Annotated in this window: 19 protein-coding genes; 13 read left to right on the forward strand and 6 right to left on the reverse strand. The window is 63.8% G+C overall.

What is annotated here, in order from left to right:
* The first annotated feature begins 36 nt into the window (after nt 1-36).
* On the forward strand, nt 37-2745 hold the full coding sequence (gene ppc, locus LCH97_RS13645; RefSeq protein ID WP_227302168.1) for a phosphoenolpyruvate carboxylase: 2709 nt from the start codon (nt 37-39) through the stop codon (nt 2743-2745).
* Nucleotides 2746-2907: 162 nt separating this feature from the next.
* Entirely contained in the window at nt 2908-3507 is a 600-nt protein-coding gene (locus LCH97_RS13650; RefSeq protein ID WP_227302169.1) for a DUF1003 domain-containing protein, read from the forward strand.
* Here LCH97_RS13650 and LCH97_RS13655 read toward each other — a convergent pair.
* Nucleotides 3504-3839: a DOPA 4,5-dioxygenase family protein gene (locus tag LCH97_RS13655; protein ID WP_227302170.1), complete on the reverse strand. Its 336-nt coding sequence runs from the start codon at nt 3837-3839 to the stop codon at nt 3504-3506. The two genes, LCH97_RS13650 and LCH97_RS13655, sit on opposite strands and share 4 nt — an antisense overlap.
* A gap of 170 nt (nt 3840-4009) precedes the next feature.
* On the opposite strand from LCH97_RS13655, the gene rarD reads away from it, so the two are divergent.
* Together rarD and LCH97_RS13665 are read left to right on the forward strand one after the other, a co-directional pair.
* Nucleotides 4010-4930 carry an EamA family transporter RarD gene (rarD, locus tag LCH97_RS13660; protein WP_227302171.1) on the forward strand — a complete coding sequence of 307 codons (921 nt, stop codon included), beginning with the start codon at nt 4010-4012 and terminating at the stop codon, nt 4928-4930.
* A complete protein-coding gene (locus LCH97_RS13665) occupies nt 4927-5445 on the forward strand; it encodes a hypothetical protein (protein ID WP_227302172.1) in 519 nt (172 codons plus the stop codon). The genes rarD and LCH97_RS13665 overlap by 4 nt, the downstream gene beginning before the upstream one ends.
* Before the next feature lie 48 nt (nt 5446-5493).
* Here the strand turns inward: LCH97_RS13665 and LCH97_RS13670 are convergent, their stop codons facing one another.
* A complete protein-coding gene (locus LCH97_RS13670) occupies nt 5494-7668 on the reverse strand; it encodes a TonB-dependent receptor domain-containing protein (protein ID WP_227302173.1) in 2175 nt (724 codons plus the stop codon).
* A 98-nt stretch (nt 7669-7766) separates the two neighbouring features.
* Nucleotides 7767-8966: a winged helix-turn-helix domain-containing protein gene (locus LCH97_RS13675; RefSeq protein ID WP_227302174.1), complete on the reverse strand. Its 1200-nt coding sequence runs from the start codon at nt 8964-8966 to the stop codon at nt 7767-7769.
* Nucleotides 8967-9243: 277 nt separating this feature from the next.
* Here LCH97_RS13675 and LCH97_RS13680 point away from each other — a divergent pair, with 277 nt between their 5' ends.
* Together LCH97_RS13680 and LCH97_RS13685 are read left to right on the forward strand one after the other, a co-directional pair.
* A complete protein-coding gene (locus tag LCH97_RS13680; RefSeq protein WP_227302175.1) occupies nt 9244-11109 on the forward strand; it encodes an ABC transporter ATP-binding protein in 1866 nt (621 codons plus the stop codon).
* 318 nt (nt 11110-11427) lie between these two features.
* A complete protein-coding gene (locus LCH97_RS13685) occupies nt 11428-13251 on the forward strand; it encodes a phosphoenolpyruvate carboxykinase (GTP) (RefSeq protein WP_227302176.1) in 1824 nt (607 codons plus the stop codon).
* Between the two features lie 85 nt (nt 13252-13336).
* On the opposite strand, the gene LCH97_RS13690 is transcribed toward LCH97_RS13685, so the two are convergent.
* Nucleotides 13337-14311, reverse strand: a complete 975-nt coding sequence (locus LCH97_RS13690) for a quinone oxidoreductase (RefSeq protein WP_227302177.1) — start codon at nt 14309-14311, stop codon at nt 13337-13339.
* A gap of 112 nt (nt 14312-14423) precedes the next feature.
* On the opposite strand from LCH97_RS13690, the gene LCH97_RS13695 reads away from it, so the two are divergent.
* Both LCH97_RS13695 and LCH97_RS13700 read left to right on the forward strand, forming a co-directional pair.
* A complete protein-coding gene (locus LCH97_RS13695) occupies nt 14424-14969 on the forward strand; it encodes a heme NO-binding domain-containing protein (RefSeq protein ID WP_227302178.1) in 546 nt (181 codons plus the stop codon).
* On the forward strand, nt 14966-16327 hold the full coding sequence (locus tag LCH97_RS13700) for an ATP-binding protein (RefSeq protein ID WP_227302179.1): 1362 nt from the start codon (nt 14966-14968) through the stop codon (nt 16325-16327). Before LCH97_RS13695 ends, LCH97_RS13700 begins: the two co-directional genes overlap by 4 nt.
* A gap of 35 nt (nt 16328-16362) precedes the next feature.
* Here LCH97_RS13700 and LCH97_RS13705 read toward each other — a convergent pair whose 3' ends face one another.
* On the reverse strand, nt 16363-16986 hold the full coding sequence (locus tag LCH97_RS13705) for a YqiA/YcfP family alpha/beta fold hydrolase (protein WP_227302180.1): 624 nt from the start codon (nt 16984-16986) through the stop codon (nt 16363-16365).
* A 30-nt stretch (nt 16987-17016) separates the two neighbouring features.
* Complete coding sequence (locus LCH97_RS13710) at nt 17017-17772, reverse strand: ABC transporter substrate-binding protein (RefSeq protein ID WP_227302181.1); 756 nt, start codon at nt 17770-17772, stop codon at nt 17017-17019.
* A gap of 124 nt (nt 17773-17896) precedes the next feature.
* On the opposite strand from LCH97_RS13710, the gene metH reads away from it, so the two are divergent.
* The 5 genes from metH to LCH97_RS13735 all read left to right on the forward strand — a co-directional run bounded on the left by metH (nt 17897) and on the right by LCH97_RS13735 (nt 25137).
* Nucleotides 17897-21625, forward strand: a complete 3729-nt coding sequence (gene metH, locus LCH97_RS13715; RefSeq protein WP_227302182.1) for a methionine synthase — start codon at nt 17897-17899, stop codon at nt 21623-21625.
* A 203-nt stretch (nt 21626-21828) separates the two neighbouring features.
* On the forward strand, nt 21829-22467 hold the full coding sequence (locus LCH97_RS13720) for a glycoside hydrolase family 75 protein (RefSeq protein ID WP_227302183.1): 639 nt from the start codon (nt 21829-21831) through the stop codon (nt 22465-22467).
* An 86-nt stretch (nt 22468-22553) separates the two neighbouring features.
* The gene (locus tag LCH97_RS13725; protein ID WP_227302184.1) at nt 22554-22946 is read left to right on the forward strand and encodes a DUF2306 domain-containing protein; all 393 of its coding nucleotides are present in this window, start codon (nt 22554-22556) and stop codon (nt 22944-22946) included.
* Nucleotides 22947-23189: 243 nt separating this feature from the next.
* On the forward strand, nt 23190-24071 hold the full coding sequence (gene yedA, locus LCH97_RS13730) for a drug/metabolite exporter YedA (protein WP_227302185.1): 882 nt from the start codon (nt 23190-23192) through the stop codon (nt 24069-24071).
* Nucleotides 24072-24366: 295 nt separating this feature from the next.
* Nucleotides 24367-25137, forward strand: a complete 771-nt coding sequence (locus LCH97_RS13735) for a GntR family transcriptional regulator (RefSeq protein ID WP_081600575.1) — start codon at nt 24367-24369, stop codon at nt 25135-25137.
* Nucleotides 25138-25145: the final 8 nt, after the last annotated feature.

A 25145-nucleotide genomic window follows, 5' to 3' on the forward strand; every position in this document is an offset into this window, starting at 1 on the left:
AATGTTTGTCACAATAAAATATCAGGGAAATAGAGTATGAACGATCAGGACAAGGATTTACCGCTACGCGAAGACCTGGCACGGCTGAACCGCCTGCTGGAAGCGCTGCTGCTGGAGCAGGAAGGCGCCGAAGTGGTGGACGAGATCCGTGCCATCCCGGGCGGCGCGCAGCGCCACGACGCCGAGGCCGACGCGCTGGTAGAGCGCCTGTCGCCCGCCACCACCACCGCGCTGGTGCGCGCCTGTGGTTTGTATTCGCAGCTGTTCAATATTGCCGAAGACTTGCACCACGCCCGCCGCCGCCGTGCCCACCAGCGCGCTGGCAGCGCGCCGCAACGCGGCAGCTTGTCGCGTGCGCTGGCCTGCCTGCACGAAAGCGGCGTGGACTTTGCCAGCCTGAACGCCGCGCTGCAGGACGCCAGCGTCAGCGCCGTGCTGACCGCCCACCCTACCGAAGTACAGCGCCAGAGCGTGCTGGACGGCCACCGCGCCGTGCGCAAGTTCTTGCAGCAGCTGTCGTCTTCCGACATCACCCCGGAAGAAGAAGCCGAAGTCGAGGCCAAGCTGCAGCGCGTCATCCACACGCTGTGGCAAACCACCGAGATCCGCCCGTTCAAGATGACGGTGGCCGACGAGATCGAAAACGGCGTGGCCTACCACCCGCTGTCGTTCTTCCAGGCCATTCCCGCGCTGTACGAGCGCCTGGGCCGCCAGATGCGCGAGCTGTGGGGCCAGGACGCGGCGATACCGTCCTTCCTGCGCGTGGGCAGCTGGATCGGCGGCGACCGCGACGGCAACCCCAATGTGGACGCCGGCGTGCTGCGCCACGCCATTACCCGCCAGGCCGAGGTGGCGTTCAAGCACTACTTCTACGAGCTGGCCGGCCTGTACCGCGAGCTGTCGCTGTCGTCGCGCCACATCCGGGTGTCACCTGCTGTGGCCGCGTTGGCCGCCGCCTCGCCCGATAGCGCCATCAGCCGCCGCGAAGAGCCGTACCGGCTGGCGCTGGCCACCATCGAAGGCCGCCTGTCGGCTACTGCGGCCAACCTGGGCCTGCCGCTGCGCGGCCGCTGGACCGCCGGCGACGCCTACCCCGATACCGACGCGCTGCAGGCCGACCTGGCTGCGCTGCGCGACTCGCTGGCCGCCAACGGCAGCGCCTTGCTGGTGTACGGCCGGCTGGGCAAGCTGGCGCGCGCGGTGGACGTGTTCGGCTTCTATCTGATGCCGCTGGACCTGCGCCAGCACGCCGAAAAGCACGCTGGTGTCGTAGGCGAGCTGTTTGCCCACGCCAATCTGGAACACTACGCCGCGCTGGATGAAGCCGCCCGCGTGCGCGTACTGCTGCGCGAGCTGGCCACGCCGCGCCTGCTGTACTCGCCCTTCCTCAACTATAGCGCCGACAGCGAAAAAGAGCTGGCCATCTTCCGCGAAGCGGCGCTGGTGCAGCAGCAGTTCGGCCAGGGCGCCATCGCCCAGTGCATTATTTCCAACTGCGCCAGCGTGTCCGACATCCTGGCGCTGGCGCTGCTGGCCAAGGAAAGCGGCCTGCTGCGGCTGGATGGCGGCGTGCCGGCCATCAGCCTGAACCTGGTGCCGCTGTTTGAAACCATTGCCGACCTGGACGCCTCGGCCGCCATCATGCAGCAGCTGTTTGCGCTGCCGTGGTACCAGCAGCTGCTGAAGAGCCGCGGCAGCGTGCAGGAAGTGATGCTGGGCTACTCCGACAGCAACAAGGACGGCGGCTATCTCACCAGCCAGTGGGAGCTGTACCAGGCCGAGCAGCGCCTGGTGCGCGTGTTCGACGCCGCCGGTATCAAGATGCGCCTGTTCCACGGCCGTGGCGGTTCGGTTGGCCGCGGCGGTGGCCCGTCGTACGAGGCCATCATGGCGCAGCCGGCCGGTACCGTGGTTGGCCGCATCCGCATTACCGAGCAGGGCGAGATCATTACCGCCAAGTTTGCCGACCCGGACAACGCCACCCGCAACCTGGAGGCGCTGGTAGCGGCCACGCTGGAGGCCACGCTGAGCCAGGGTAGCCAGCAGGATACCGACGAAAGCGTGCTGGCCGAGCTGTCCGGCCACGCCTACCGCACCTACCGCGCGCTAGTGGAATCGGACGGCTTCATGCAGTACTTCATGGAAGCCACGCCGATCAGCGCCATCGCCAAACTCAACATCGGCAGCCGCCCGGCCTCGCGCAAGGCGCTGGCCAGCATCAAGGACCTGCGCGCCATTCCGTGGGTGTTCTCGTGGTCGCAATCGAGGGTGATGCTGCCGGGCTGGTACGGTTTCGGTAGCGCGGTGAAAGCGTTCCTGGCCGCGCACGGTAACGACGCCGGCCTGGCGCAGCTGCAAGCGCTGTACCGCCAGTCGCCGTTCTTCCAGGTGATGCTGTCCAATATGGAGCAGGTACTGGCCAAGGCCGACCTGCAGATCGCCCGCCGCTACGCCGCGCTGGTGGGCGACGATGCGCTGGCCGACCGCCTGTTTGGCGGCCTGCAGGCCGAGTTCGACAAGACGCTGGCGGCGTTCTTTGCCATCACCGGCCAGGACAAGCTGCTGCAGGGCAACCCCACGCTGGCACGCAGCCTGGATACCCGCCTGCCCTACCTGGACGCGCTGAACCTGCTGCAGGTAAAACTGCTGCAGCGCCTGCGCCAGGAGCCGGACGACGAGGCCGCGCTGTACGCCATCCACCTCACCATCAACGGCATCTCCGCCGGCCTGCGCAACAGCGGCTAAGGTTGGCCGCAGGGCAAGACCAAGCCGGTCCGCGTGTGCGGGCCGGCTTTTTTCATGGCTACAAGGTGGGGCTACGGCGCGTTACACAGCGTGACATTTGGCGCCTGTCGGCAGCTGGCCATGCTGTGGATAATCGTTGCTTACACAGCGGAGGGCGCGGCGATGAGCGATCACGGCAAGGACATCCAATACCTGGCAGAACACCTGCTGCATACCGGCGTGGGCGGGCTGGCCAACCGCGAATTACAAGCCTTGATGCGCATCTCGCGCAAGCTGCAGTCGGTGCGGCCGGAGCAGGCGCTGCCCGACCACGGCCCCACGCTGGGCGAGCGGCTGGCCGACCGCGTGGCCGAGTTCGGCGGCTCGTGGACCTTCATCATGATTTTCGGCAGCTTCCTGTTTGGCTGGGCGTTCATCAACAGCGAACTGCTGGGCACCAAGGCGTTCGACCCCTATCCGTATATCTTCCTGAACCTGATGCTGTCGATGCTGGCCGCCATCCAGGCGCCCATCATCATGATGTCGCAGAACCGCCAGGCCGCGCGCGACCGCATGACGATGATCCGCGACTTCGAGGTGAACCTGAAGGCCGAGGCGGCGATCGACAGCCTGCACAAGCGCATGGACCACCTGACCTGGGAAGTGCTGTCCGACCTGGACCTGATCAAACAGGCGCAGCGCGAGCAGCTGCGCCATGTTGCCGCCGCCGTACCGGTAGCGCCCGACAGCGCGCCGGGTCGCCCCGACGCCAGCGCCAGTTAGGCGCCGCGCAAGGTATGCAGCTTCAGCGGCAGCGGCTCGCCCAGCCAGCGCGCCGCCGTGGTGTGGCCAATCACTTCGTTGTCCAGCTCCGGGTGCAGCAGCACCGGCAGGCCGTCGCGGTATTGTTCCAGCAGGGCGGTAACGGCCGGTAGCAGCGTCTCGGCAAAGTCGATCTCGAACATCGGCCGCGTGTGCGGGCCTACTTCGCGCTCGATCAGCCGCCCTAGCCAGCAGCCGGCCGGCAGGCGCGGCGCCAGCGTGGCGTGCAGGGTGGCTGCTTGTGTGGTTTGTTCTGGCAGAAAATAAACATGGGCGTGATAAATAGTGGTCATTGTGTGCGTGTGATGTGGTTTTGGCGCCATGTTATCGCACGTGGCGGGGTTTTTGTAGCGGGTGGGTGCCGGTGGCGACATGGTGTGCCGTGGGGTGGTGCTAGCACTGGCTAGCTGGCCGCCAGCCGCCATTTGCGGCACTATCACCGGGTATTCACTCGGGATTCGATATGACCACCCCTCAGGCGCCGTCCGGGCGCGGCATTGCGCTGTCGATCAGCGCCTCGCTGCTGTTTTCGCTGTTGCCGGCTTACGTTACCCAGTTGCGGCCGCTGGATGGTCTGGGCATTTTTGCCTGGCGCATCCTGTGCACACTGCCCGGTGTGTTGCTGATCGTGCTGCTCACTGGCAAGCGCCAGGCGTTTGCCGATAGCTGGCAGCGCATGTGGCGGCAACCGGCGCTGCTGGGGGCGGTGGCCGGTATGGCCGCGCTGATGGGGGTGCAGCTGTGGCTGTTCCTGTGGGCACCGCTGCACGGCCAGGTGATGGCGGTGTCGATGGGCTACTTTCTGGCGCCGCTGGTGATGGTGCTGGTGGGGCGGCTGTTGTACGGCGAGCGGCTGTACCGGCTGCAGGCTATCGCCGTCGGCTTGGCGCTGCTGGGCGTGCTGCACGAGCTATGGCTGACGCGTGCCATTGCCTGGCCCACGCTGCTGGTGGTGCTGGGCTACCCGCCGTATTTTGTGTTGCGTCGCAAGAGCGGGCTGGACCCGGTGTGCGGCTTTGCGCTGGAAATGGCGCTGATGTTCCCGGTGGCGCTGGCCATGCTGTTGTGGCTGGGGCCGGCCGGCTGGGGCGTGCTGGACGAAGCGCGTTTCTGGTGGCTGCTGCCGGGGCTGGGCATCCTCAGCTCCATCGCGCTGCTGTGCAATATCGCCGCCAGCCACCTGCTGCCGATGGGGCTGTGGGGGCTGCTGGGTTATGTGGAGCCGGCGCTGCTGTTCGTGCTGGCCATCGCCTTTCTGGGCGAACCGCTGGGCGCCGACGGTTTGCTGACCTATGGCCCGATCTGGGGCGCGATTATCCTGGTTGCCATCCATACCCTGCGTCAGCAACGCAAGCTGGCGCTGTCTGTGAGGACGTCACCATGAAAAAGATTTTGCTGGCGCTGACCATGGCGGCCACGACCTTGGCTGCAGCAGCGCAAACCACGCTGGCGGTACCGGTGCGCCAGGGTTGGTTTGACGGCCAGCCGGTGTGGTACCTCACTACCGACGCCTCGCGCGCCGACGCCGCCATCGACAATGCGGCCAACCTGGTGCCACGGCTCGCCAACGCCTTGCCGCTAAGCCGCCACGAGCCCAACCCGCGCTCGGTGCTGGACCGCATCTACAAGTTTGCCGCCCAGCCCAGCGTGCTGCCGTCCATTCCGCAGCCTTTGGGTGCGGCCAACCGTGACCGCGCCTACTCGCCGCTGTGGGACGTGATCATGGTGCACTGGCAGCCCGGCCGTACCGTGCGCGAGCTGCGTTCGGTGGACGAGGTGCTGGCGGCGGAGGATGCCGGCGATATCCGGCTGCAGCCGCTGGACCTGGTGGTGAACTGCCCGGTGCTGCAGGTTGGCCGCCAGGCGCTGCCCGGCATAACGCCACTGCCCTGGCCATAAAAAAGCCCGGCGCAAGGCCGGGCGGGTGTTGTCGGGTGGGCGCTGCGGCTAGAAGCGGTGTCCCACGCTGAGCTTGAGGTTGCGCCCCGGCGCGTATACGGCCTCGCTCATATAAGGCTGGTAGCTGCGGTTGAACACGTTGTCGATGCTGATGTCGGCAAAGTTGTCTTTCAAGGCACCTTGCCCCTGCCAGCGCGCAAACACGCTGTGCACGCTGTAACCCAGCGCGGTGGGCAGGGCATAGCTGGCGACCTGGTCGTTCGGCTCGCGGTCCTGCTTGCGCACGAACTTGCCCTGCCAGCCGATGGCCAGCCCCAGCGCCGGTAGCTTGCCGCCGACGGTCAGCACCGCTTTGCGCGGGCTGACGTCACTGACTGGCTGGTTCTGGCCCCACGGGTTGCGCACCGAGCCGGTGTGCTGGCCGCGCATCCAGCTCAGCGCGGCGCTGGCAAACAGGCTGCGGCTGTCGTAATGCAGCTCCAGCTCCAGCCCTTCGGTACGGTAGCCGGGCAGGTTGCGGTAGAACGATTGCTTGCCGGGGTTGGGGGTGCCGGGTTCGTACATGACGCCAAAGCGCTTGTGGATATTGTCGTGCACGATGTTGCGGTAGGCGGTAACGGTGCCGACCAGGCTGTCGTCGCGGCTGAACAGGCCTTGTTCTTCCAGTTTCAGGCCGCCACGCAGGGCGGTCAGCCGTTCTTTGCGTAGCCCGCGGCTGCTCTTGGGCGCGCTGCTGGCGGTGCTTTGCACTTCGTACTGCTCGTCGATGACCGGGGCACGCCAGGTGTGGCCTGCGTCGGCAAACAGGTTGAGGTTGCGTAGTGCTTGCAGGCTCAGGGCCAGGTGCTTGCTCCAGCCGCTGTAGCTGACTGCGCGGTAATCGTGGCCGGCCTGCGGGTCGTTGTAGCGCGGTGCCAGGTTGGGCACGCCTTCGTTGTCTACCTTGTCGTAGCGCAGGCCGGGGGTGACGCTGAGCGGGCCGTACTGCAGCTGGTATTCGGCGTAGCCGCCCAGCGTGTCCTGGAAGCCGGACGGCATGTAGTAGGGCTGCATCCAGCCGTAGTTGTAGCTGGCGTCGCTACTGCGGTTGCGCAGGTACATCAGCGTGTCGCGGCGCTGACGGTGGCTTTGCACGCCGATGGCCAGTTGCTGCGGCAGCGTGTCGCTGCCCAGCTGGGCGGTATTGCTCAACTCGAACTGCTCGTCGCGGTAGGCGGTGTGGCTCTGGTGACCCAGGCTGGCGGCAAAGTCGCTGCTGACGCTATCGGGGCGGCGGTCATCCTGCCGGCTGGCCGAGCGGCTATAGCGCAGGTTCAGCGCTAGCCACGGCAGTTCGGCCGGCGCGTACTGCCATTGTGCCACCCGCGTTTCGTCGCGCTGCTCGCGCCATAGCACCTTGCGGCGCCAGGCTTCTTCCAGGCCGTAGCGCTTGATGTCGGCCTGCGTCGGCGCCGGGATGTCGTCGCGCTTGGCGGCAAACGGCGACCATTCGGCGCTGTTGCTGTCTATCATCGACAGCGTCAAGCGGCTTTCGCCCAGCGGCAGCGCCAGTTTCAGCAGTGTGGATTCGCTGTTGGTGGCGGAAAACGGGTAGGCGGTGCCGTCGGCGCGGCGCTGGTTGTTGCCATCGCGGCGGGTCAGCGAGGCTAGCAGCTCGACAGGGAGTGCTTGTTGGCCGCGGGCAAACACTGTGGCGCTGCCCACGTGCTGGCCGTCGTTGTTGTGGCGGCCGAATTTCAGCAGGCCGCCGATGTGTTCTCCGGGGCGCAGCAGGTCGCGTGCGTCCTTGCTCTCGACGCGGATGGTACCGCCAAAGCCGCCATTGCCGTAGCGCACCGAGTGCGCACCCTTGTCCACGCTGACCTGTTTGATCAGTTCCGGCTCGATGAACAGCGAGCCCTGCCGGTATTTCTCGAAGCCCTTGTTGGCGCCATCCAGCTGTACCCGCACGTCTTCGGTATCGCCAAAACCCCAGATGTTCAGCGACTGCCCACCTGGGCGCGAATTGCCGTTCAGGTCCACGCCGGGCAGGTTATCCAGCAGGTGCGGTACGCTGATCGCTTGCTGGCTGTCGATTTCATCCGGTGTGATGCTGGTCTTTCCTGGTGCAATTGGCCGCACTGCGGTGACGGTGACGGTTGGTAGTGTGATTTCTTCAGCGTTTGCCGGTATGAAAATGGCTTGTATGGCCAGTAGTGTTGGCAGAGTGTGTCGCATGCGCATGATTTGTTGTGATTGTTTTGTTATTGATAATCATTATTATTATAAAGTCAAAACAAAGCAGCAATCAAACTGTCATGTCGCCAGGGTGTGGCCTGCGCTCAGGCCTGCCAGCCGTCCGGCACGCGGCCAAAGCGCAATTGCGGCGTGCAGTGCCAGTCGGCGCACTGCTGTAGCGCTTTCAGGATGTCCTGCTGCAGGCGCTTGCCCGGCTTGATGCCGGGCTCCAGGTACAGCGCTTTCACCTCGAACACGCCCTGCGCGCGGTGCGCCTTGGCGTCCAGCCGCCCCACCAGTTGGCCGCGTACCAACAGCGGCAGCACAAAGTAGCCGTACTGGCGCTTGGGCGCCGGGGTATAGCACTCGATGCGGTAGTCAAAGCCGAACAGCTGGCTGGCGCGCGCGCGGTGCCACACCACCGGGTCGAACGGCGACAGCACGGTGCAGGCGCTGGCTTTCAGCTGGCCGTCTGCGGCCAACCTTAATGTGTCTTGCAGGCTGTGGTGCACGTAGCTGTCGCCTTTCAGACCTGCTACCTGTACCGGCAGCAGTTCGCCGCTGTCGACCAGCGGCGCCAGCTCGGCGGCGCTGACCTTGCCGCGCAGACGGAAGTAGTCGCCCACCCAGCCGGCTTGCACCAGGCCCAGCGCACGGCAGCTGGCGCGGATCATGTCGTGGCGGGCGCTGGCTGGCGTGGGCAGGTGCTGCGCGTCGTCCCAATGCGGCAGCACGCGCTCGGCCAGGTCGTACACGCGCTGGAAGTTCTCGCGCTGGCGCACCATCAGTTGGCCGCTGGTGAACAGCACTTCCAGGTGGCGTTTTTCCGGCTTCCAGTCCCACCAGCCATTGCCCTTGCCGCCCTGGCGCGCAAAGTCGCGCGAGCGTACCGGGCCGTGCTGGCGGATGTGCGCCAGCAGCTGGTCGATGTCGGCGCGGTGTTTGTCCATCCAGCTGACCGAGTACTTCCAGCCCATGGCCGCCGGGTCCAGCATGCGGTGGCGCAGCAGGCGGTAGTCTTCTACCGGTACAAAGCAGGCCTCGTGCGCCCAGTACTCGAACAGCGCGCCGTCGGCCAGCAGGCTGTCCAGCCAGGCCGGGTCGTAGTGCCCCAGGCGGCTGTACAGCACCAGGTAGGGGCTGCGCGCCACTACGCTGATGGTGTCGATCTGCAGCAGTGCCATGCGGCGGATGGCGGCCAGTACATCGTCGCGGCTGGCTTTGCGCCGTGGCGGGGTGAGCAGGCCCTGGGCGGCCAGGTGCAACGCGCGGGCGTCGGCAAGCGACAGGTGGGTGGTGGTCATGGCAATAAAATGACAGCGTGAACAGTGTGTACAGCATAGCCGTTCGCCAGTGCTGCCGGTCAACGGTAGAATGCTGTCGGCCTGTCACGACGGGCAGTTTCTTGTATGGCATTTTCATGCCATGGTGTACCGCCCGGCCAGTATTGGCAGGGCGTCTTGTTCTTTAAGTGCGCCAGCGCAGCGGCAGCCATTGCCGGGTGCGGCGCCACGTGGGCCCATGGCCTTTATACCAACCTGAACCGCGGCGGCGATCCCGCTACGGCAAGGAGCGATCTTTATGTTGTTTTCCTGGTTTGAACGCCGGGTAGATGCCTACCCGGATACCCCCCCGCCACAACCCCCGAAAGGGTTTTTCCCGTTTGTCTGGTCGGCCACCGCCGGCATGCGCGGCCTGATTCTGGGCATGGCGCTGCTGACGGCCACCATCGGTGCGTTCGAGGCGCTGCTGTTTTCCATGCTGGGCTCGATTGTGGACTGGCTCAGCCACGTGCCACCAGCGCAGCTATGGGACAAGGAGCGCGACAACCTGCTGCTCTTGGCCGCCATCCTGCTGGCCAGCCCGCTGCTGATTGCGCTGCAGGCCATGGCCAAGTACCAGGGCCTGTTCGGTAATTTCCCTATGCGTTTGCGCTGGCATTTTCACCGCCACCTGCTGAACCAGAGCATGGCCTTTTACCAGGACGAGTTTGCCGGCCGCGTGTCGGCCAAGGTGATGCAGACCGCACTGGCAGTGCGCGACACGGTGCTGATCATTACCGACATCATGGTGTTTGTGGTGATCTACTTCATCACCATGGTGGCGGTGGTGGGCAGCTTCGACGCGGTGTTGCTGTGGCCCTTCCTGGCGTGGCTGGCGCTGTACGCGGTTACGCTGCGCTTCTTTGTGCCACGCCTCGGCCGTGCCGCCAGCCAGCAGGCCGACGCGCGCAGCCTGATGACCGGCCGCATTACCGACGCCTACACCAATATCGCCACCGTCAAACTGTTCTCGCAGGGTAACCACGAGGCGCGTTTTGCCAAGGGCGCGATGCAGGAGTTCATGCAGACCGCCTACCGCCAGATGCGCTTGGTCAGCGGTTTCGAGATTGTTAACCACATTCTCAGCATGGGCCTGATTGCCAGCACCGCCGGCGCCACGCTGTGGCTGTGGAGCCGCGGCGAGGTGGGCGTGGGCGCAGTGGCGGCGGCTACGGCCATGGCGCTGCGCCTGAACGGTGTGTCGCACTGGATCATGTGGGAGATGTCCAGCCTGTTCGAGAACATCGGCACGGTGCAGGACGGCATTACCACGCTGTCGCGCCCGATTGCCATCCACGACGCGCCGGACGCCCGGCCGCTACAGGTTGGCCGCGGCGAGCTGCGTTTCGACAACGTGCGCTTCAGCTACGGCGGCGAAAAAGTGGTGATCGATGGCCTCAACCTCACCATCCGCCCCGGCGAGAAAATCGGCCTGGTTGGCCGCAGCGGCGCCGGCAAGTCCACCATCGTCAACCTGCTGCTGCGCTTTTACGAGCTGGAAAGCGGCCGCATCCTGATCGACGGCCAGGACATCCGCCAGGTCACGCAGGACAGCCTGCGCGCGCAGGTGGGCATGGTGACGCAGGACACCTCGCTGCTGCACCGCTCGGTGCGCGACAACCTGTGTTACGGCCGTATGCAGGCCAGCGACGAGGAAATGATCGCCGCCGCGCAAAAGGCCGAGGCGCACGAGTTCATCCTGCAGCTGACCGACCCCAAGGGCCGTACCGGCTACGACGCCCACGTGGGCGAGCGCGGCGTGAAGCTATCCGGCGGCCAGCGCCAGCGCGTGGCCATCGCCCGCGTGATGCTGAAGGACGCGCCCATCCTGCTGCTGGACGAAGCCACCAGCGCGCTGGATTCTGAGGTAGAAGCGGCCATCCAGAGCAGCCTGTACCGGCTGATGGAAGGCAAAACCGTGGTGGCCATCGCGCACCGCTTGTCCACCATCGCCGCCATGGACCGGCTGATCGTGCTGGACAAGGGCCGGGTGGTGGAAGAGGGCAGCCACGAGCAACTGCTGGCCAAGGGCGGCTTGTACGCCCGGCTGTGGGCGCACCAGAGCGGCGGTTTCCTCGGTGAGGAGATCGACCCGGAAGAAGAAGCCGCGCTGGCTGCCGGCTAAGGTTGGCCGCAGGCTGACAAAAGCCCCCTTCTGCGGAAGGGGGCTTTTTCTAGTGGCGGGGCGGGCGCAATAAAGTAGTTTTTACACTACGCCTTGCCGCCGATCAGCCAGCTGTTTGCGCTTTTTACGCAACAAAAAGGCGGATATCAATATCAAATTTTGATGGCAGTTGAGTTAAAGCAGACAGGGTTGTACCTAGTTGACTACAGCTGCGCGATAATGCCGCAGCCCCCTCAGGGCGGCCTACCAGACCCGCCCGGCCTTCGGGAAGGGGGCGGGTTTTGTCGGCTGCTCTGCCCAACTCATGACGAGGTAGACATGACCCTGCAAGCCCCGAGCTTTGTTCGCCACCAGAAACTGATCGACTGGGTAGCCGAAGTGGCCGCCCTCACCAAACCGGCTGCCATCCACTGGGTAGACGGCTCCGAAGCGGAAAACCAGCAGCTGCTGGCCAAGATGGTGGCCGCCGGCACCCTTACCGCGCTGAACCCGGAAAAACGCCCCAACTCCTACGCCGCCTTCTCCGACCCGTCCGATGTGGCCCGCGTGGAAGACCGCACCTTTGTGTGCAGCGCCCGCCGCGAAGACGCCGGCCCTAACAATAACTGGATGGACCCGGCCCAGATGCGCAGCACGCTGCACGGCCTGTTCGACGGCTGCATGGCCGGCCGCACCCTGTACGTGATTCCGTTCAGCATGGGCCCGCTGGGCTCGCCGATTGCGCATGTGGGCATCGAGCTGACCGACTCGCCGTACGTGGTGGCCTCGATGCGCATCATGACCCGCATGGGCCGTAACGTGTACGAAGTGCTGGGTGAAGACGGCCCGTTCGTGCCCTGCGTGCACTCGGTGGGCGCACCGTTGGCCGCAGGCGAGGCCGACAAGCCGTGGCCGTGCAACCCGGACACCAAGTACATCGTGCATTACCCGGAAACCCGCGAAATCTGGTCGTACGGCTCCGGCTACGGCGGCAACGCGCTGCTGGGCAAGAAGTGCTTCGCGCTGCGCATTGCCTCCACCATGGGCCGCGACCAGGGCTGGCTGGCCGAACACATGCTGATCCTGGGCGTGGAAAGCCCGCAAGGCGACAAGCGCTACGTGGCCGCCGCCTTCCCTAGCGCCTGTGGCAAGACCAACTTCGCCATGCTGATTCCGCCGAAAACCTACGACGGCTGGAAAGTCACCACCGTGGGCGACGACATTGCCTGGATCAAGCCGGCGGCGGATGGCCAGCTGTACGCCATCAACCCGGAAAACGGCTATTTCGGCGTGGCACCGGGTACCTCGGTGAAGTCCAACCCCAACGCTATGGCGATGCTGAACGAAGGCGTGATCTTTACCAACGTGGCGCTGACCGACGACGGCGACGTGTGGTGGGAAGGCATGAGCAAGGACATCCCGGCGCACCTGACCGACTGGCAGGGCAAGGACTGGACGCCGGAAATCGCCAAGGAAACCGGCCGCAAGGCCGCGCACCCGAACGCGCGCTTTACCGTACCAGCCGCCAAGTGCCCGTCGCTGGACCCGGCCTGGAACGACCCGGCCGGCGTGCCGATCTCGGCCTTCATCTTTGGTGGTCGCCGCTCGTCCACCGTGCCGCTGGTGTTTGAAGCCGCCAGCTGGGAAGACGGCGTGTACATGGCCGCCACTATGGGCTCGGAAACCACCGCTGCCGCGTTTGGCGCGCAGGGCGTTACCCGCCGCGACCCGTTTGCCATGCTGCCGTTCTGCGGCTACCACATGGGCGACTACTTCCAGCACTGGCTGGATATGGCGGGCAAAGTCAGCAAACTGCCGCGCATCTTCTGCGTGAACTGGTTCCGCACCGACGCCGACGGCAAGTTCATCTGGCCAGGCTTTGGCGACAATATGCGCGTGCTGGAATGGATAGTTGGCCGCGTGCAGGGCACTGCCCAGGCCGAAGATAGCCCGCTGGGCAAGGTGCCGGCTTACGCGCACCTGAACTGGACTGGCCTGGACGGCTTTACCGAGCAGCACTTCCAGCAGCTGATGGTGCTGGACGAAGCCGCCTGGCGCCACGAGCTGGCCGCCCACGACGAGTGGTTTGCCAAACTGGCCGACGCGCTGCCGGCCAGCCTGGCCGCCCGCCGCAGCACACTGGCGGCAGCACTGGGCGTGTAAAACGGGTGTCTGGCTAAGATAAAGCCTGCCGCATGGCAGGCTTTTTTCATGCTGCGGCCAACCTTGCCGGCTTGGCCGCATGTTTTTACGGCAGCAGGATCAGCGAGCCGGTGGTGCGGCGCGCTTCCAGGTCGCGGTGCGCTTGCGCGGCGTCGGCCAGCGCGTAGCGCGCCGACGGCTGCACCTTCACGGTGCCGTTAGCGACTTGCCCGAACACCGCGCCGGCCAGCGCTTCCAGCTCGGCGCGGGTGGCAATGTAGTCGTGCAGGCGCGGGCGGGTGAAGAATAGCGAGCCTTTCTGCGCCAGCAGTAGCGGCGAGAATTCCGGCACTGCCCCGCTGGCGTTGCCGAAGCTGACAAACATGCCGCGCGGCGCCAGACTGTTCAGCGACATCTCGAAGGTATCCTTGCCCACGCTGTCGTACACCACCGGCACACCGGCGCCACCGGTGAGCTCGCGCACGCGTGCCGGTACATCTTCCTCGCGGTAGTTGATGACGTGGGCGCAGCCCAGCGCGTGCGCCAGCGCGGCTTTGTCGGCGCTGCCGACGGTGCCGATCACCGTCACGCCCATGGCCGATAGCCATTGCACTGCAATCTGGCCCACACCACCGGCAGCGGCGTGCCACAGCACGGTTTGCCCCGGCTGTACGCGGTAGGTGTGCAGGATCAGGTAGGCCACGGTCATGCCTTGCAGCATCAGGCAGGCGGCGGTGTCGTCGCTGACGCTGTCCGGCAGCTTCACCAGATGCTGTGCCGGCATCACGCGCTGCTGGCTGTAGGCACCCAGCGGGCCACCGGCGTAGGCCACACGGTCGCCTGCGGCAAGATGGTTTACCCCTTCGCCTACCGCCAAGACGATACCGGCGGCTTCACTGCCCAAACCCGAGGGTAGCGGGAGTGGATACAGGCCGCTACGATGGTAGGTGTCGATAAAATTTACCCCGATAGCCGTGTGTTGCAATAGCACCTCGCCCTGGCCTGGCTGGCCGGGGATGACATGCTCGGTTTGCAATACGTCGGGGCCGCCGCTAATGTCAAAACGGATACGCTGGCTCATGGGCTTCCTTATCGAATAGAGTGGGTGGCTACGCGGTAGTGCAGATAGTGCACGAAAGCATGACTTGGCAGGTTAAACAGATTGTTCAGCGCGGTTCCTGGAAGGGGGGCGTATGAAGGGCGTGGTGTTTACCGAATTTCTGGGTTTGGTGGAGCAGAAATTTTCTGCGGATATGGTGGACGACATCATCGACGATGCCGACCTGCCGCACGGCGGTGCCTATACCGCGGTGGGTACGTATCCTTTCCCCGAGATGGTGGCGTTGATCGTGGCGCTATCCAAGCGTACCGGGCTGGCGGTGCCGGTATTGATTCATACCTTTGGCCAGTACCTGTTCGGGCGCTTTTTCGTGCTGTACCCGGCTTTTATCAATGCCTGCGATAGCACTATCGAGCTGGTAAGCCATATCGAACAGGTGATTCATACCGAGGTGCGCAAACTGTACCCCGATGCCGAGCTGCCGTCGTTTGAGGTGGAATCGCACACCGCGCAGCGTTTGAGCGTGGTGTACCGTTCGCCGCGCTGCCTGGCGGATCTGGCGGTGGGTCTGATTGACGGGGCGGTAGCGCATTACGGTGAGCAGGGCCATCTGCATCTGACACGGGAGGCGCTGGATGCCGAGGGCACCGCGGTGAGATTCATCCTGGAAAAAACATGAGCGACGCGGACATTATCCAGCGGCTGGAAAAACGGCTGGCTCGCGAGCACGCGGCCCGTCAGGAGGCCGAACGCCTGCTGGAGGCCAAAAGCCTGGAGCTCTATACCACCAACTGCGAGCTGGCCGATGCCAAGCATCAGCTGGAAGAAAAGGTGGCTGAGCGCACGCTGGAGCTGAGCCAGGCACTGGCACTGGCCGAGGCGGGCGTGCGCGCCAAGACCGAGTTCCTGGCAGTGATGAGCCACGAGCTGCGCACGCCGATGAATGGTGTGATGGGTATGGCCGAGCTGCTGGCCGCCACGCCCTTGTCGCCGGCGCAGCGCGAGCTGCTGCATACCCTGCAGGAAAGTGCAGAAGCGCAAATGGTGCTGATCAGCGACATTCTGGATTTGTCGTCTATCGAGAATGGCAACCTTACCTTGCGGCGTGACCCGGTAGACATGGTGGCGCTGCTGGATGGCTTGCTGGCGCAGTACCGTATCAGCGCCAATGCCAAAGGTCTAAGCCTGTGGCTGGAGCGCCCGGATAACCTGCCCTGGCTGAAAGGGGACGCCGACCGTTTGCGCCAGGTGCTGGGCAACCTGCTATCCAATGCATTGAAATTTACGGCCGAGGGGCAAATCAGCTTGCGGGTCACGCTGGACAAGCAGGCCGATGGCCACGGCCACTGGCACGTGGCGGTCAGTGATACCGGTATCGGCATGAGCCCGCAGCTGATTGGCCGCCTGTTTCGTACTTTCGAAATGGCCGATAGCTCACCTACCCGGCGCTACGGTGGCACGGGCGTGGGCTTGGCGATCAGCCGCCGTCTGGCGCAGGCCATGCAGGGCGATATCAGCGTAAGCAGCCAGGTGGGCGAAGGGAGCTGCTTTACCTTTAGCTGGCGGGCCGAGACGGTGGCAGCGCCGGTGCTGGCGCCCAGCAGTACGCTATCGGCCATCGAGCTGCCAGGCCCTGCCCGCGAGCTGCGGGTGCTGGTGGCCGAGGACAACGCGATCAACCAGAAACTGATCGTGAAAATGCTGGAGCGGCTGGGCTTAAGCCGGATTACCCTGGCAGATGACGGCGTACAGGCGGTGGCCGTGATGCAAACCGGCAGTGTCGATTTGGTACTAATGGATATGCAGATGCCCAATATGACAGGGGTAGAGGCCACGCAAACCATACGCCGCCAGGATTTGCCGGTACAGCCGGATATCGTGGCGCTCACCGCCAATGCCTTCGAAGAAGACCGCCAGGCGTGCATGCAGGCAGGGATGGATGATTTTCTGACCAAGCCGCTGAAGCTGGACTTGCTGGCCAGCGTGCTGTGCCATGCCGCCCGTGGCGACTACGCCAACCAGCGCGATAGTCACTGAAACACGGCCATGCCAGCTTCGCCTGGCCGTACCGCTTAAATGCCGGCTTGGCGCTGCGCCAGCTTGCCTGCTACGCCTAGCAGGCCAGGTAGGCATTGCGGCCAACCTTGCAGGCGATGATCATCGCCATTCAACACCGTGGTGCGGGCGCCGGCGTAGTGCCGTACCGCCTCGCGCCAGTCCAGTACCTCGTCTGCCGTGCCCAGTACCAGCCAGTAGTTGGCCGCATGCAGCCGGGCCGGGCGTAGGGCAATCAGCTCGTCCATATGTTGCGGCCCCAGCGTGTAGTGTTCGCCGGTGTAGGGGTTGTGCAGCGGGCCCATGAAGCGTGCCAGGTCGGCTTCCGGGCGAATGGCCGGGTTGATCAGTACGGCGGGCAGGCCGAAGCGTTCGGCCAGGCAGGTAGCGTAATAGCCGCCCAGCGAGCTGCCTATCAGCACCAGTGGTTGCTTGATGCTATCGATCAGGGCCTCGACTTGCGCGATGGCCTGCGCCGGGTAGGGCGACAGCTGCGGGCTGCTGAAGCTGGCCTCGGGGGCGATGGCGTGCAGGTAAGCTTGCGTTTCGCGTGCCTTGAGCGATTGCGGGCCAGACTGGAAGCCGTGCAGGTACAGGTAATGGGTCATGGTAGGTAGCGACAGGTAGCAAGCCGTCAGCATAGCGGGCTCGTGGCTGGCGTCAACCGCGTGCTAGCTGGTTTTCCAGCTGTAGTTTTGCAGGATGCGTCTGGTTTTACCCTGTTTTTCCAGCAGGCTGATTGCCTGGTTCAGCTGCGCTACCGAATAGTGGCTGAGCGGGGCAACAGCGCAGCGTGTCTGCAGCACCGACACCACCCAGGGCTGCATGCGTAACTGCTGGCCTGGCTGCGGGTTGCGCTTTACCCATGCGGCCAACTCCAGCTCCGAGCTGATAACGGCATCGATCATCCCCAACTGTAATGCCTTCAGGCCAGAGTCCAGATGCGGGTGGTCTACCCGGATGCCGCCGCTGTTTTGCCATAGCGGTATCAGCGCCGGGTAGTGGTAGCCGCGTATCACGCCCACCCGTTGCGCGGCCAGGTCCTGGCTGCCATGTACGGTACGCAGGTGGCTGGCGAGGGTCACCACCCGCTCGATCTGGGGGTAGAAGTCCTGCGTCCAGCCAAGCTTGGCGGCGTTGCTGAACCAGGCCGGGTTGGCATTGCACACCACATCTACCTTGCTTTGCTCCAGCGCCGGTTCGATACGGTTGCGTGACAGCACGCTGAAGCGGGCACTACTACCCAGTGCCTGGGCCAGTGCCAGGCCCAGGTCTTTTGACAGGCCGCTTTCCAGCTGGCGCTGTGCATCCAGCACGACAATGGGGGCAGCGTCTGACTCCGCTACGCCAATGTGCAGGGGCGGGGCGGCCTGGGCTGTGCTGGCAGCCAGCAGTAGCCAGCCCGGGCGGCAGAAAGGCGTAGACATATACAGCTCCCTTGGCATTGTTATGCTCTCTTGTTCTATAGGATGACCCGCTCGGGCCAAAATGCGATGATAAGATTAAGCTCTTGTGTCTACGTAGTTTTACTTAATTAAAGCCGCCTTTGCCATGTCAAAACAGTTATCGCACCCCGCTTACGACCTGCTTTCCCGCCGCATCCTGATTCTGGACGGTGGTATGGGCACCATGATTCAGCAGTACAAGCTGACCGAGGCCCAGTATCGCGGGGAGCGGTTTGCCGACTGGCCCGTAGACGTAAAAGGCAATAACGATCTGCTGGTGCTGACCCAGCCGCAGATCATCGCCGAGATTCACCAGGCTTACCTGGATGCCGGCGCGGACATTATCGAAACCAACAGCTTCAACGCCACGGCCATCGCCATGGCCGACTACGACATGCAGTCGCTGGTGTGGGAGCTGAACTTTGCCGCCGCCAAGCTGGTAAAAGACCTGTGCGTGGCACAAACCGCCGCCACTCCCGACAAGCCGCGCTTCTGCGCCGGCGTGCTGGGGCCGACCAGCCGCACCTGTAGCATCAGCCCGGACGTGAACGACCCCGGCTACCGCAACGTCACCTTTGACGAGCTGGTAGACACCTACACCACCGCCATCGACGGCCTGGTAAAAGGCGGTGCCGATTTCCTGCTGGTGGAAACCATCTTTGACACCCTGAACGCCAAGGCGGCGGTGTTTGCCATCCACAAGTACTTCGACGACCACCCCGACGTCACGCGCCTGCCCATCATGATTTCGGGCACCATTACCGACCAGTCCGGCCGCACGCTGACCGGCCAGACCACCGAAGCCTTTTACAACAGCCTGTCGCACGCTGACGCCCTGAGCTTCGGCCTGAACTGTGCGCTGGGGCCGGACCTGCTGCGCCCGTATGTAGAAGAAATGTCGCGCATCGCCAACACCTTCGTGTCGGTGCACGCCAACGCCGGCCTGCCCAACCCGCTGGCGCCCACCGGCTACGACCTGTTGCCGGAAGACATGGCACCGCAGATCCGCGAGTGGGCCGAATCGGGCCTGGTGAACATCATCGGCGGCTGTTGCGGTACTACGCCTGGCCACATCAAGGCCATTTACGAGGCGGTGAAAGACCTGCCGCCGCGCCCGCTGCCGCAGATCGAGCCCAAGTGCCGCCTGTCCGGCCTGGAGCCGTTCAATATCGGCGACAAAGACCTGTTCGTGAACGTGGGCGAGCGCACCAACGTGACCGGCTCCAAAGCCTTTGCCAAGCTCATCCTCAACGGTGACTACGCCACGGCGCTGGACGTGGCGCGCCAGCAGGTGGAAAACGGCGCCCAGGTCATCGACATCAATATGGACGAGGGCATGCTGGACGCCCACGCCGCCATGGTGCGCTTTCTGAACCTGATTGCCGCCGAGCCGGACATCGCCCGCGTGCCCATCATGATCGACAGCTCCAAGTGGGACGTGATCGAAGCCGGCCTCAAGTGCATACAGGGCAAGGGCATCGTCAACTCCATCTCGCTGAAAGAGGGCAAGGACAAGTTTGTCGAGCAGGCGCGCCTCTTGCGCCGTTACGGCGCGGCGGTGATCGTGATGGCGTTTGACGAAGCCGGTCAGGCCGACACCTACGCCCGCAAGGTGGAGATCTGCGAAAAGAGCTACCGCATTCTGGTGGACGAGGTGGGCTTCCCGCCGGAAGACATCATCTTCGACCCCAACATCTTTGCCGTGGCCACCGGTATCGAAGAACACGCCCGCTACGGCCTGGACTTTATCGAGGCCACCGGCTGGATCAAGCAGAACCTGCCGCACGCCAAGATCTCCGGCGGCGTGTCCAACGTGTCGTTCAGCTTCCGCGGCAATAACAAGGTACGCGAGGCCATACACGCCGTATTCCTGTACCACGCCATCCAGCGCGGCATGACCATGGGTATCGTTAACGCCGGCGCGCTGGAGGTGTACGACGAAGTAGACCCGGTGCTGCGCGAGCGCATCGAGGACGTGGTGCTGATGCGCGGTGACGACATCATGGCGGTAACCGAGGCGCTGATCGCGCTGGCGGAAAGCTTCCGTGGCGACGCCAAAGAGGCCAAGGGCGAAGACCTGGCCTGGCGAAACCAGCCGGTAGAAAAGCGCCTGGAACACGCACTGATAAAGGGTATTACCACCTATATCGTGGAAGATACCGAGGAAGTACGCCTGAAGTGCGAGCGCCCGATCCACGTGATCGAAGGCCCGCTGATGGACGGCATGAACGTGGTGGGCGACCTGTTTGGCGCCGGCAAGATGTTCCTGCCGCAGGTGGTGAAGTCGGCGCGCGTGATGAAGGCCGCCGTGGCGCACCTGGAGCCGTTCATCGAGGAAGAAAAAATCCGCATGGGCCTGCAGGACGCGCCGGCCAAGGGCGTGATCATCATGGCCACGGTGAAGGGCGACGTGCACGATATCGGCAAGAACATCGTGGGCGTGGTGCTGCGTTGTAACAACTACAAGGTGATCGACCTGGGCGTGATGGTGCCGTGCCAGACCATTCTGGACGCCGCGCGCGAACACAAGGCCGACATCATTGGTTTGTCCGGCCTGATTACCCCCAGCCTGGAAGAAATGGCGCACGTGGCCAAAGAAATGCAGCGCCAGGGCTTCGATGTCCCGCTGCTGATCGGTGGCGCCACCACCAGCCGCGTGCATACCGCAGTGAAAATCGCGCCGCACTACAGCGGGCCGGTGATCTATGTGCCGGACGCCAGCCGTGCAGTGGGCGTGTGTTCCAACCTGCTGTCCGACACCCTGCGCGACGGTTTCGTGCAGGAAGTGGCCGACGACTACGCCAAGGCGCGCGCCATTTTCGAAGGCCGGGGCGATACCAAACTGCTGCCGCTGGCGCAGGCACGCGAGGCACGCCACCGCATCGATTGGGCGGGTTATGTGCCGCCTGCACCAAAATGGCTGGGTGTGCGCCGCTTCGAGCGCTACGACTTGGCCGAAATCGCACGCTTTATCGACTGGACGCCGTTCTTCCAGAGCTGGGAGCTGGCTGGCCGCTTCCCCGCTATCCTGGACGACGAGATCGTGGGTGAATCTGCCCGTGGCTTGTGGGCCGATGCCCAAGCCATGCTGCAGCAGATCATCAGCGAGCAATGGCTGCAGGCCAACGCGGTGGTCGGCCTGTTCCCGGCGCGCAGCGTAGACGTGGACGATATCGAAATCCTCGACCCCGATACCCGTGCGCCGCTGATGACCTGGGTGGGCCTGCGCCAGCAGCTGGCCAAAGCCACCAAGGACGGTTCTGCGGCCAACCCGGACTGGGCGCTGGCCGACTTTATCGCCCCGGCGGAGAGCGGCGTGCAGGACTACATCGGTACCTTTGCCGTTACCGGCGGCCTGGGCATCGACCCGCACGTGGCGCGCTTTGAAGCGGCCAACGACGACTACAGCGCCATCCTGCTCAAAGCCCTGGCCGACCGCTTTGCCGAAGCCTTTGCCGAGCTGATGCACCACCGCGTACGTACCGAGTTCTGGGGCTACGCGGCAGGTGAAAGCCTGGATAACGACGCGCTGATCGACGAGAAGTACGTGGGTATCCGCCCGGCACCGGGTTACCCGGCCTGCCCGGATCACACGGTGAAGCGCGAGCTGTTCGAGCTGCTGAACGCGCCGGCCATCGGCATGACACTGACCGAAGGCTACGCCATGCTGCCTACGGCGGCGGTGTCCGGCTTCTACTTTAGCCACCCTGACAGCCGCTACTTTGGCGTGGGCAAGATCGCCCGCGACCAGGTGGAAAGCTACGCCACCCGCCGTGGCGTGAGCGTGGCGCAGGCCGAGCGCGATCTGGCGCCCAACCTGGGCTACAACGCATAAAACGTGCGGCCAACGTTGGCCGCGCCAGCGCCAAGGGCAAGCCTGCGGGCTTGCCCTTTTTATATGGTTATTAAAGCGGGTGGCGATCTGATAGCGGATGCCGGTTTTTTCCAGCAAGTCGTGCTTTCCGTTATATAGAAACCGCAGCTACGTGCCATTCCGAAAGCAGCGGCCTCGTCGGGGCCGCCTGGCAAGGGGAGGGCATGATGGACGAACTACTGGGCGTGATTACGGGTGAAGGCTACGAGTGCAAGATCTGGCAAGACGCCAGCCTGCGCGTGTATTTCATGGCGGATGCCGATATCGATGCCGATGGCGCCAATGGCCAGCACGGGGCGCCGGCGGCCTACCGCGAAGATGACCAGGGGCTGGAGTGGCTGGCCAACGGTGGCATGCGGCGGGTGAATGGCAAGGTGGTGTGCCTGCACGATTGGGCGCGGCAGATTGTATTGCTGGATACCGATAACGAGCCACGGGTGTTTCCCGGCGGCATCATTGCGTCCACTACCTGGTACCGCCACCCCGGCATGGCCGCGGATGACCCCGCAGCGTACGTCGATTCCGCTACCGAGCCCTATATCGTGGTACCGCCGTTGGTGATCCAGCGCACGCAGGGCATTGTGCGTGGTTGCATGGCACGCGTGAGTTATCAGGGGAAAAGCGTGGATTGCGTGGTGGCAGACCGTGGCCCGAAAAACCTGGCGGGCGAGCTGAGCATTGCTGCGGCCACGCAGCTGGGCATACCCGCCAGCCCCAGGCATGGCGGGGTAGACACGCCACAGGTGCTGTACGAGCTGTGGCCCGGTATCCCGGCCCCGGGCTACGAGTTGCAGCCGGCATAGTGGCCTGACCTGTCGAACAGGCAGCCCGGCCTGTTATTTGCTGCGGGCTTGCGGCAAGATGGCTAGCCACACTTTCGGGCCCCACCATGTTCGACTATACCCTGCTAGCTTATTTGCACCTGGCAACGGTGCTACCTGCTTTTGTACTGGGCACAGCCCTGCTTTGCTGGCGCCAGAAAGGCTCGCCGGCGCATCGGCGCTGGGGGCGGTGCTATATGGTGCTGATGCTGTTGACGGCTTTGCTGTCGCTGGCCATGCCGGCACGGGTGGGGCCGGCGCTGTTCGGGCATTTCGGCTTTATCCATCTGCTAAGTGTGCTGGTGCTCTATAGCGTACCGCAGGCTTGGCAGGCTGCCAGACAGGGCAGGGTTCGGGCCCACCGTTCTGCCATGGTGAGTTTGTACGTGGGCGGCTTGCTGGTGGCCGGTGCGCTGGCCTGGATGCCTGGGCGCATGCTGCACGGCTGGCTGTTTGGCTAGCCCCTGGCTGGCCTGGGGCTTGTTAGCACTATTTCTTGCTAAGTCGCAGGCTCGAGAGGTTTGCCAGCGCAAGCCCGACAACGGCGCAGTGGGAAGCTTGTCGGGCCTGCCCTTCGGGGCGCTTGCCATGCGCCGCTGCAGCAGAAAGAGCGTTAACAGGCCCTAGAACAGGCTTTTCAGTTTTCCCCTCTTGTATTCGTCATTTACAGCAGGCATGTTGCGGGTCTACACAGGAAACCCGCCATGACGCTCAGTACCCACCAGCTCAAGCTGCTCGCCGCTTTTTTTGCCCTGTATGTGATCTGGGGCTCGACCTACTTTGCCATCCGTGTCGGGGTAGAGTACTGGCCGCCCTTCATGATGGCCGGCGTGCGTTTTACTGTGGCCGGTGCCCTGATGTATGCCTGGCTGCGCTGGCGCGGCGATGCCAACCCTAGCTGGCAGGAGTGGCGCGGCGGCGCGATTCTTGGCGTGCTGATGCCGGCTATCGGTAACGGCTTCGTCACCTTGGCCGAAAAAGACGTGTCGTCCGGTGTAGCGGCGCTGGTCGTGGCCACCGTGCCGCTGTTTGCCACCCTGTTTGCCCGCTTTTTTGGCCATGTGCCGCGCAAGATGGAAGTGGCCGGCATTTTGCTGGGTATCGTCGGCATGGTGGTATTGAATATGGGCGCTAACTTGCAGGCCTCGCCTGCCGGTGCGGCGGCCTTGCTGTTTGCCTCGGCTGGCTGGGCGTTTGGTTCGGCGTGGAGCAAGCATCTTGTGCAGCCCAAGGGGCTGATGTCCAGCGCGGTGATGATGCTTTCCGGCGGGGTGGCGCTACTGCTCGGCAGTACCGCCGTGGGCGAGCAGCTGGTGGCCACGCCGCCCCTTGCCGGCTGGCTGGCGGTCGCTTATCTGGCGTTTTTTGGCTCTATGGTGGCCTATACCGCGTATCTGTTTCTGCTGAAAAACGTCAGCGCGGCGGCAGCTACCAGCTATGCCTATGTGAACCCGGTGATTGCCGTCTTGCTGGGGGTATGGCTGCTGGGCGAGCACGTCGGTATTCACGAAATGGGGGCCATGGGCATTATTGTATTGGCCGTTGTATTGATCGGCTGGCGCCCCAAACCACGCGCCGGCGGCTGATATCTGTCGCGCTTCTGCCAAAGCCCGCGTATTGCGGGCTTTTTTTATTGTCTTTTTAATGAGCCAGATTAATACCACTTTATGGTCATAAAAATGCCAATTTTTAACAGTCTTATGGCATTTTGCACTGCGGCAAATCTGGAGGCTGCGGAAAGCAATACATTTCAGGGTGTTGCATTTATTGCAAATGCGCAGCGAACAAGTAAATTGGTATTGACGTGGTTTTGTAGTGGTATTACTTTTGCGGCTGTGGCGTGTCGTGTTGTGCTTCGGCAGGAAAAGACAGGGTTCTACAATGGCGCCTTTGAATGACCACTTGCAGGGTAGCCATATGGATAGCCGCTGGAACGCATTAAAGCCGGAAGAGACTTCCACTACACCTTTGTACTTGCAGTTTTCACGCAAGCTGGCCGAGGCAATACACGCTGGCTGGTGGCAGGCCGATGAAGCACTGCCTTCGGAACGTACCTTTTCCGAAGAGCTGGGCATCTCGCGGGTGACCGCGCGCAAGGCACTGGATGTGCTGCTGGAGCAAGGCCTGATTCGCCGCCGTCACGGCTCGGGTACCTTTATTACCCCGCGCCTGGAGCAGCCGCTATCGCGCCTGACCAGTTTTACCGAAATGTTGAAGATGAAGGGCTTCGAGCCTTCATCGGTGTGGTTGTCGCGTGGTATCGCCACGCCCACCCACGAAGAAGTGATCAAGCTGGGTTTGTCGCCCAATGCCCAGGTGGCCAGGCTGAAACGCCAGCGCCTGGCAGACGGGGTGGTGATGGCTATCGAGCAAAGCTCGTTGCCGCTCACCTACCTGCCAGACCCGCAGGCGGTGGGCAGCTCCTTGTACGCCTACCTGGATACGATGGGCCACCCGATTGTGCGGGCACTGCAGCATATCCGCGCGGTGAATGCGAACCCGGATATTGCCGCCATTGCCGGTATCAAGCCTGGCGAAGCCATGCTGCTGATAACCCGTATCGGCTACACGGCAGATAACGTGGCCATCGAGCTGACTGACACCTGGTGTCGTAACGATTACTACGACTTTGTCGCTGAACTGAGACGATGAACGCAACA

It is taken from the genome of Vogesella sp. XCS3, assembly GCF_020616155.1.
Taxonomy (GTDB): Bacteria; Pseudomonadota; Gammaproteobacteria; order Burkholderiales; family Chromobacteriaceae; genus Vogesella.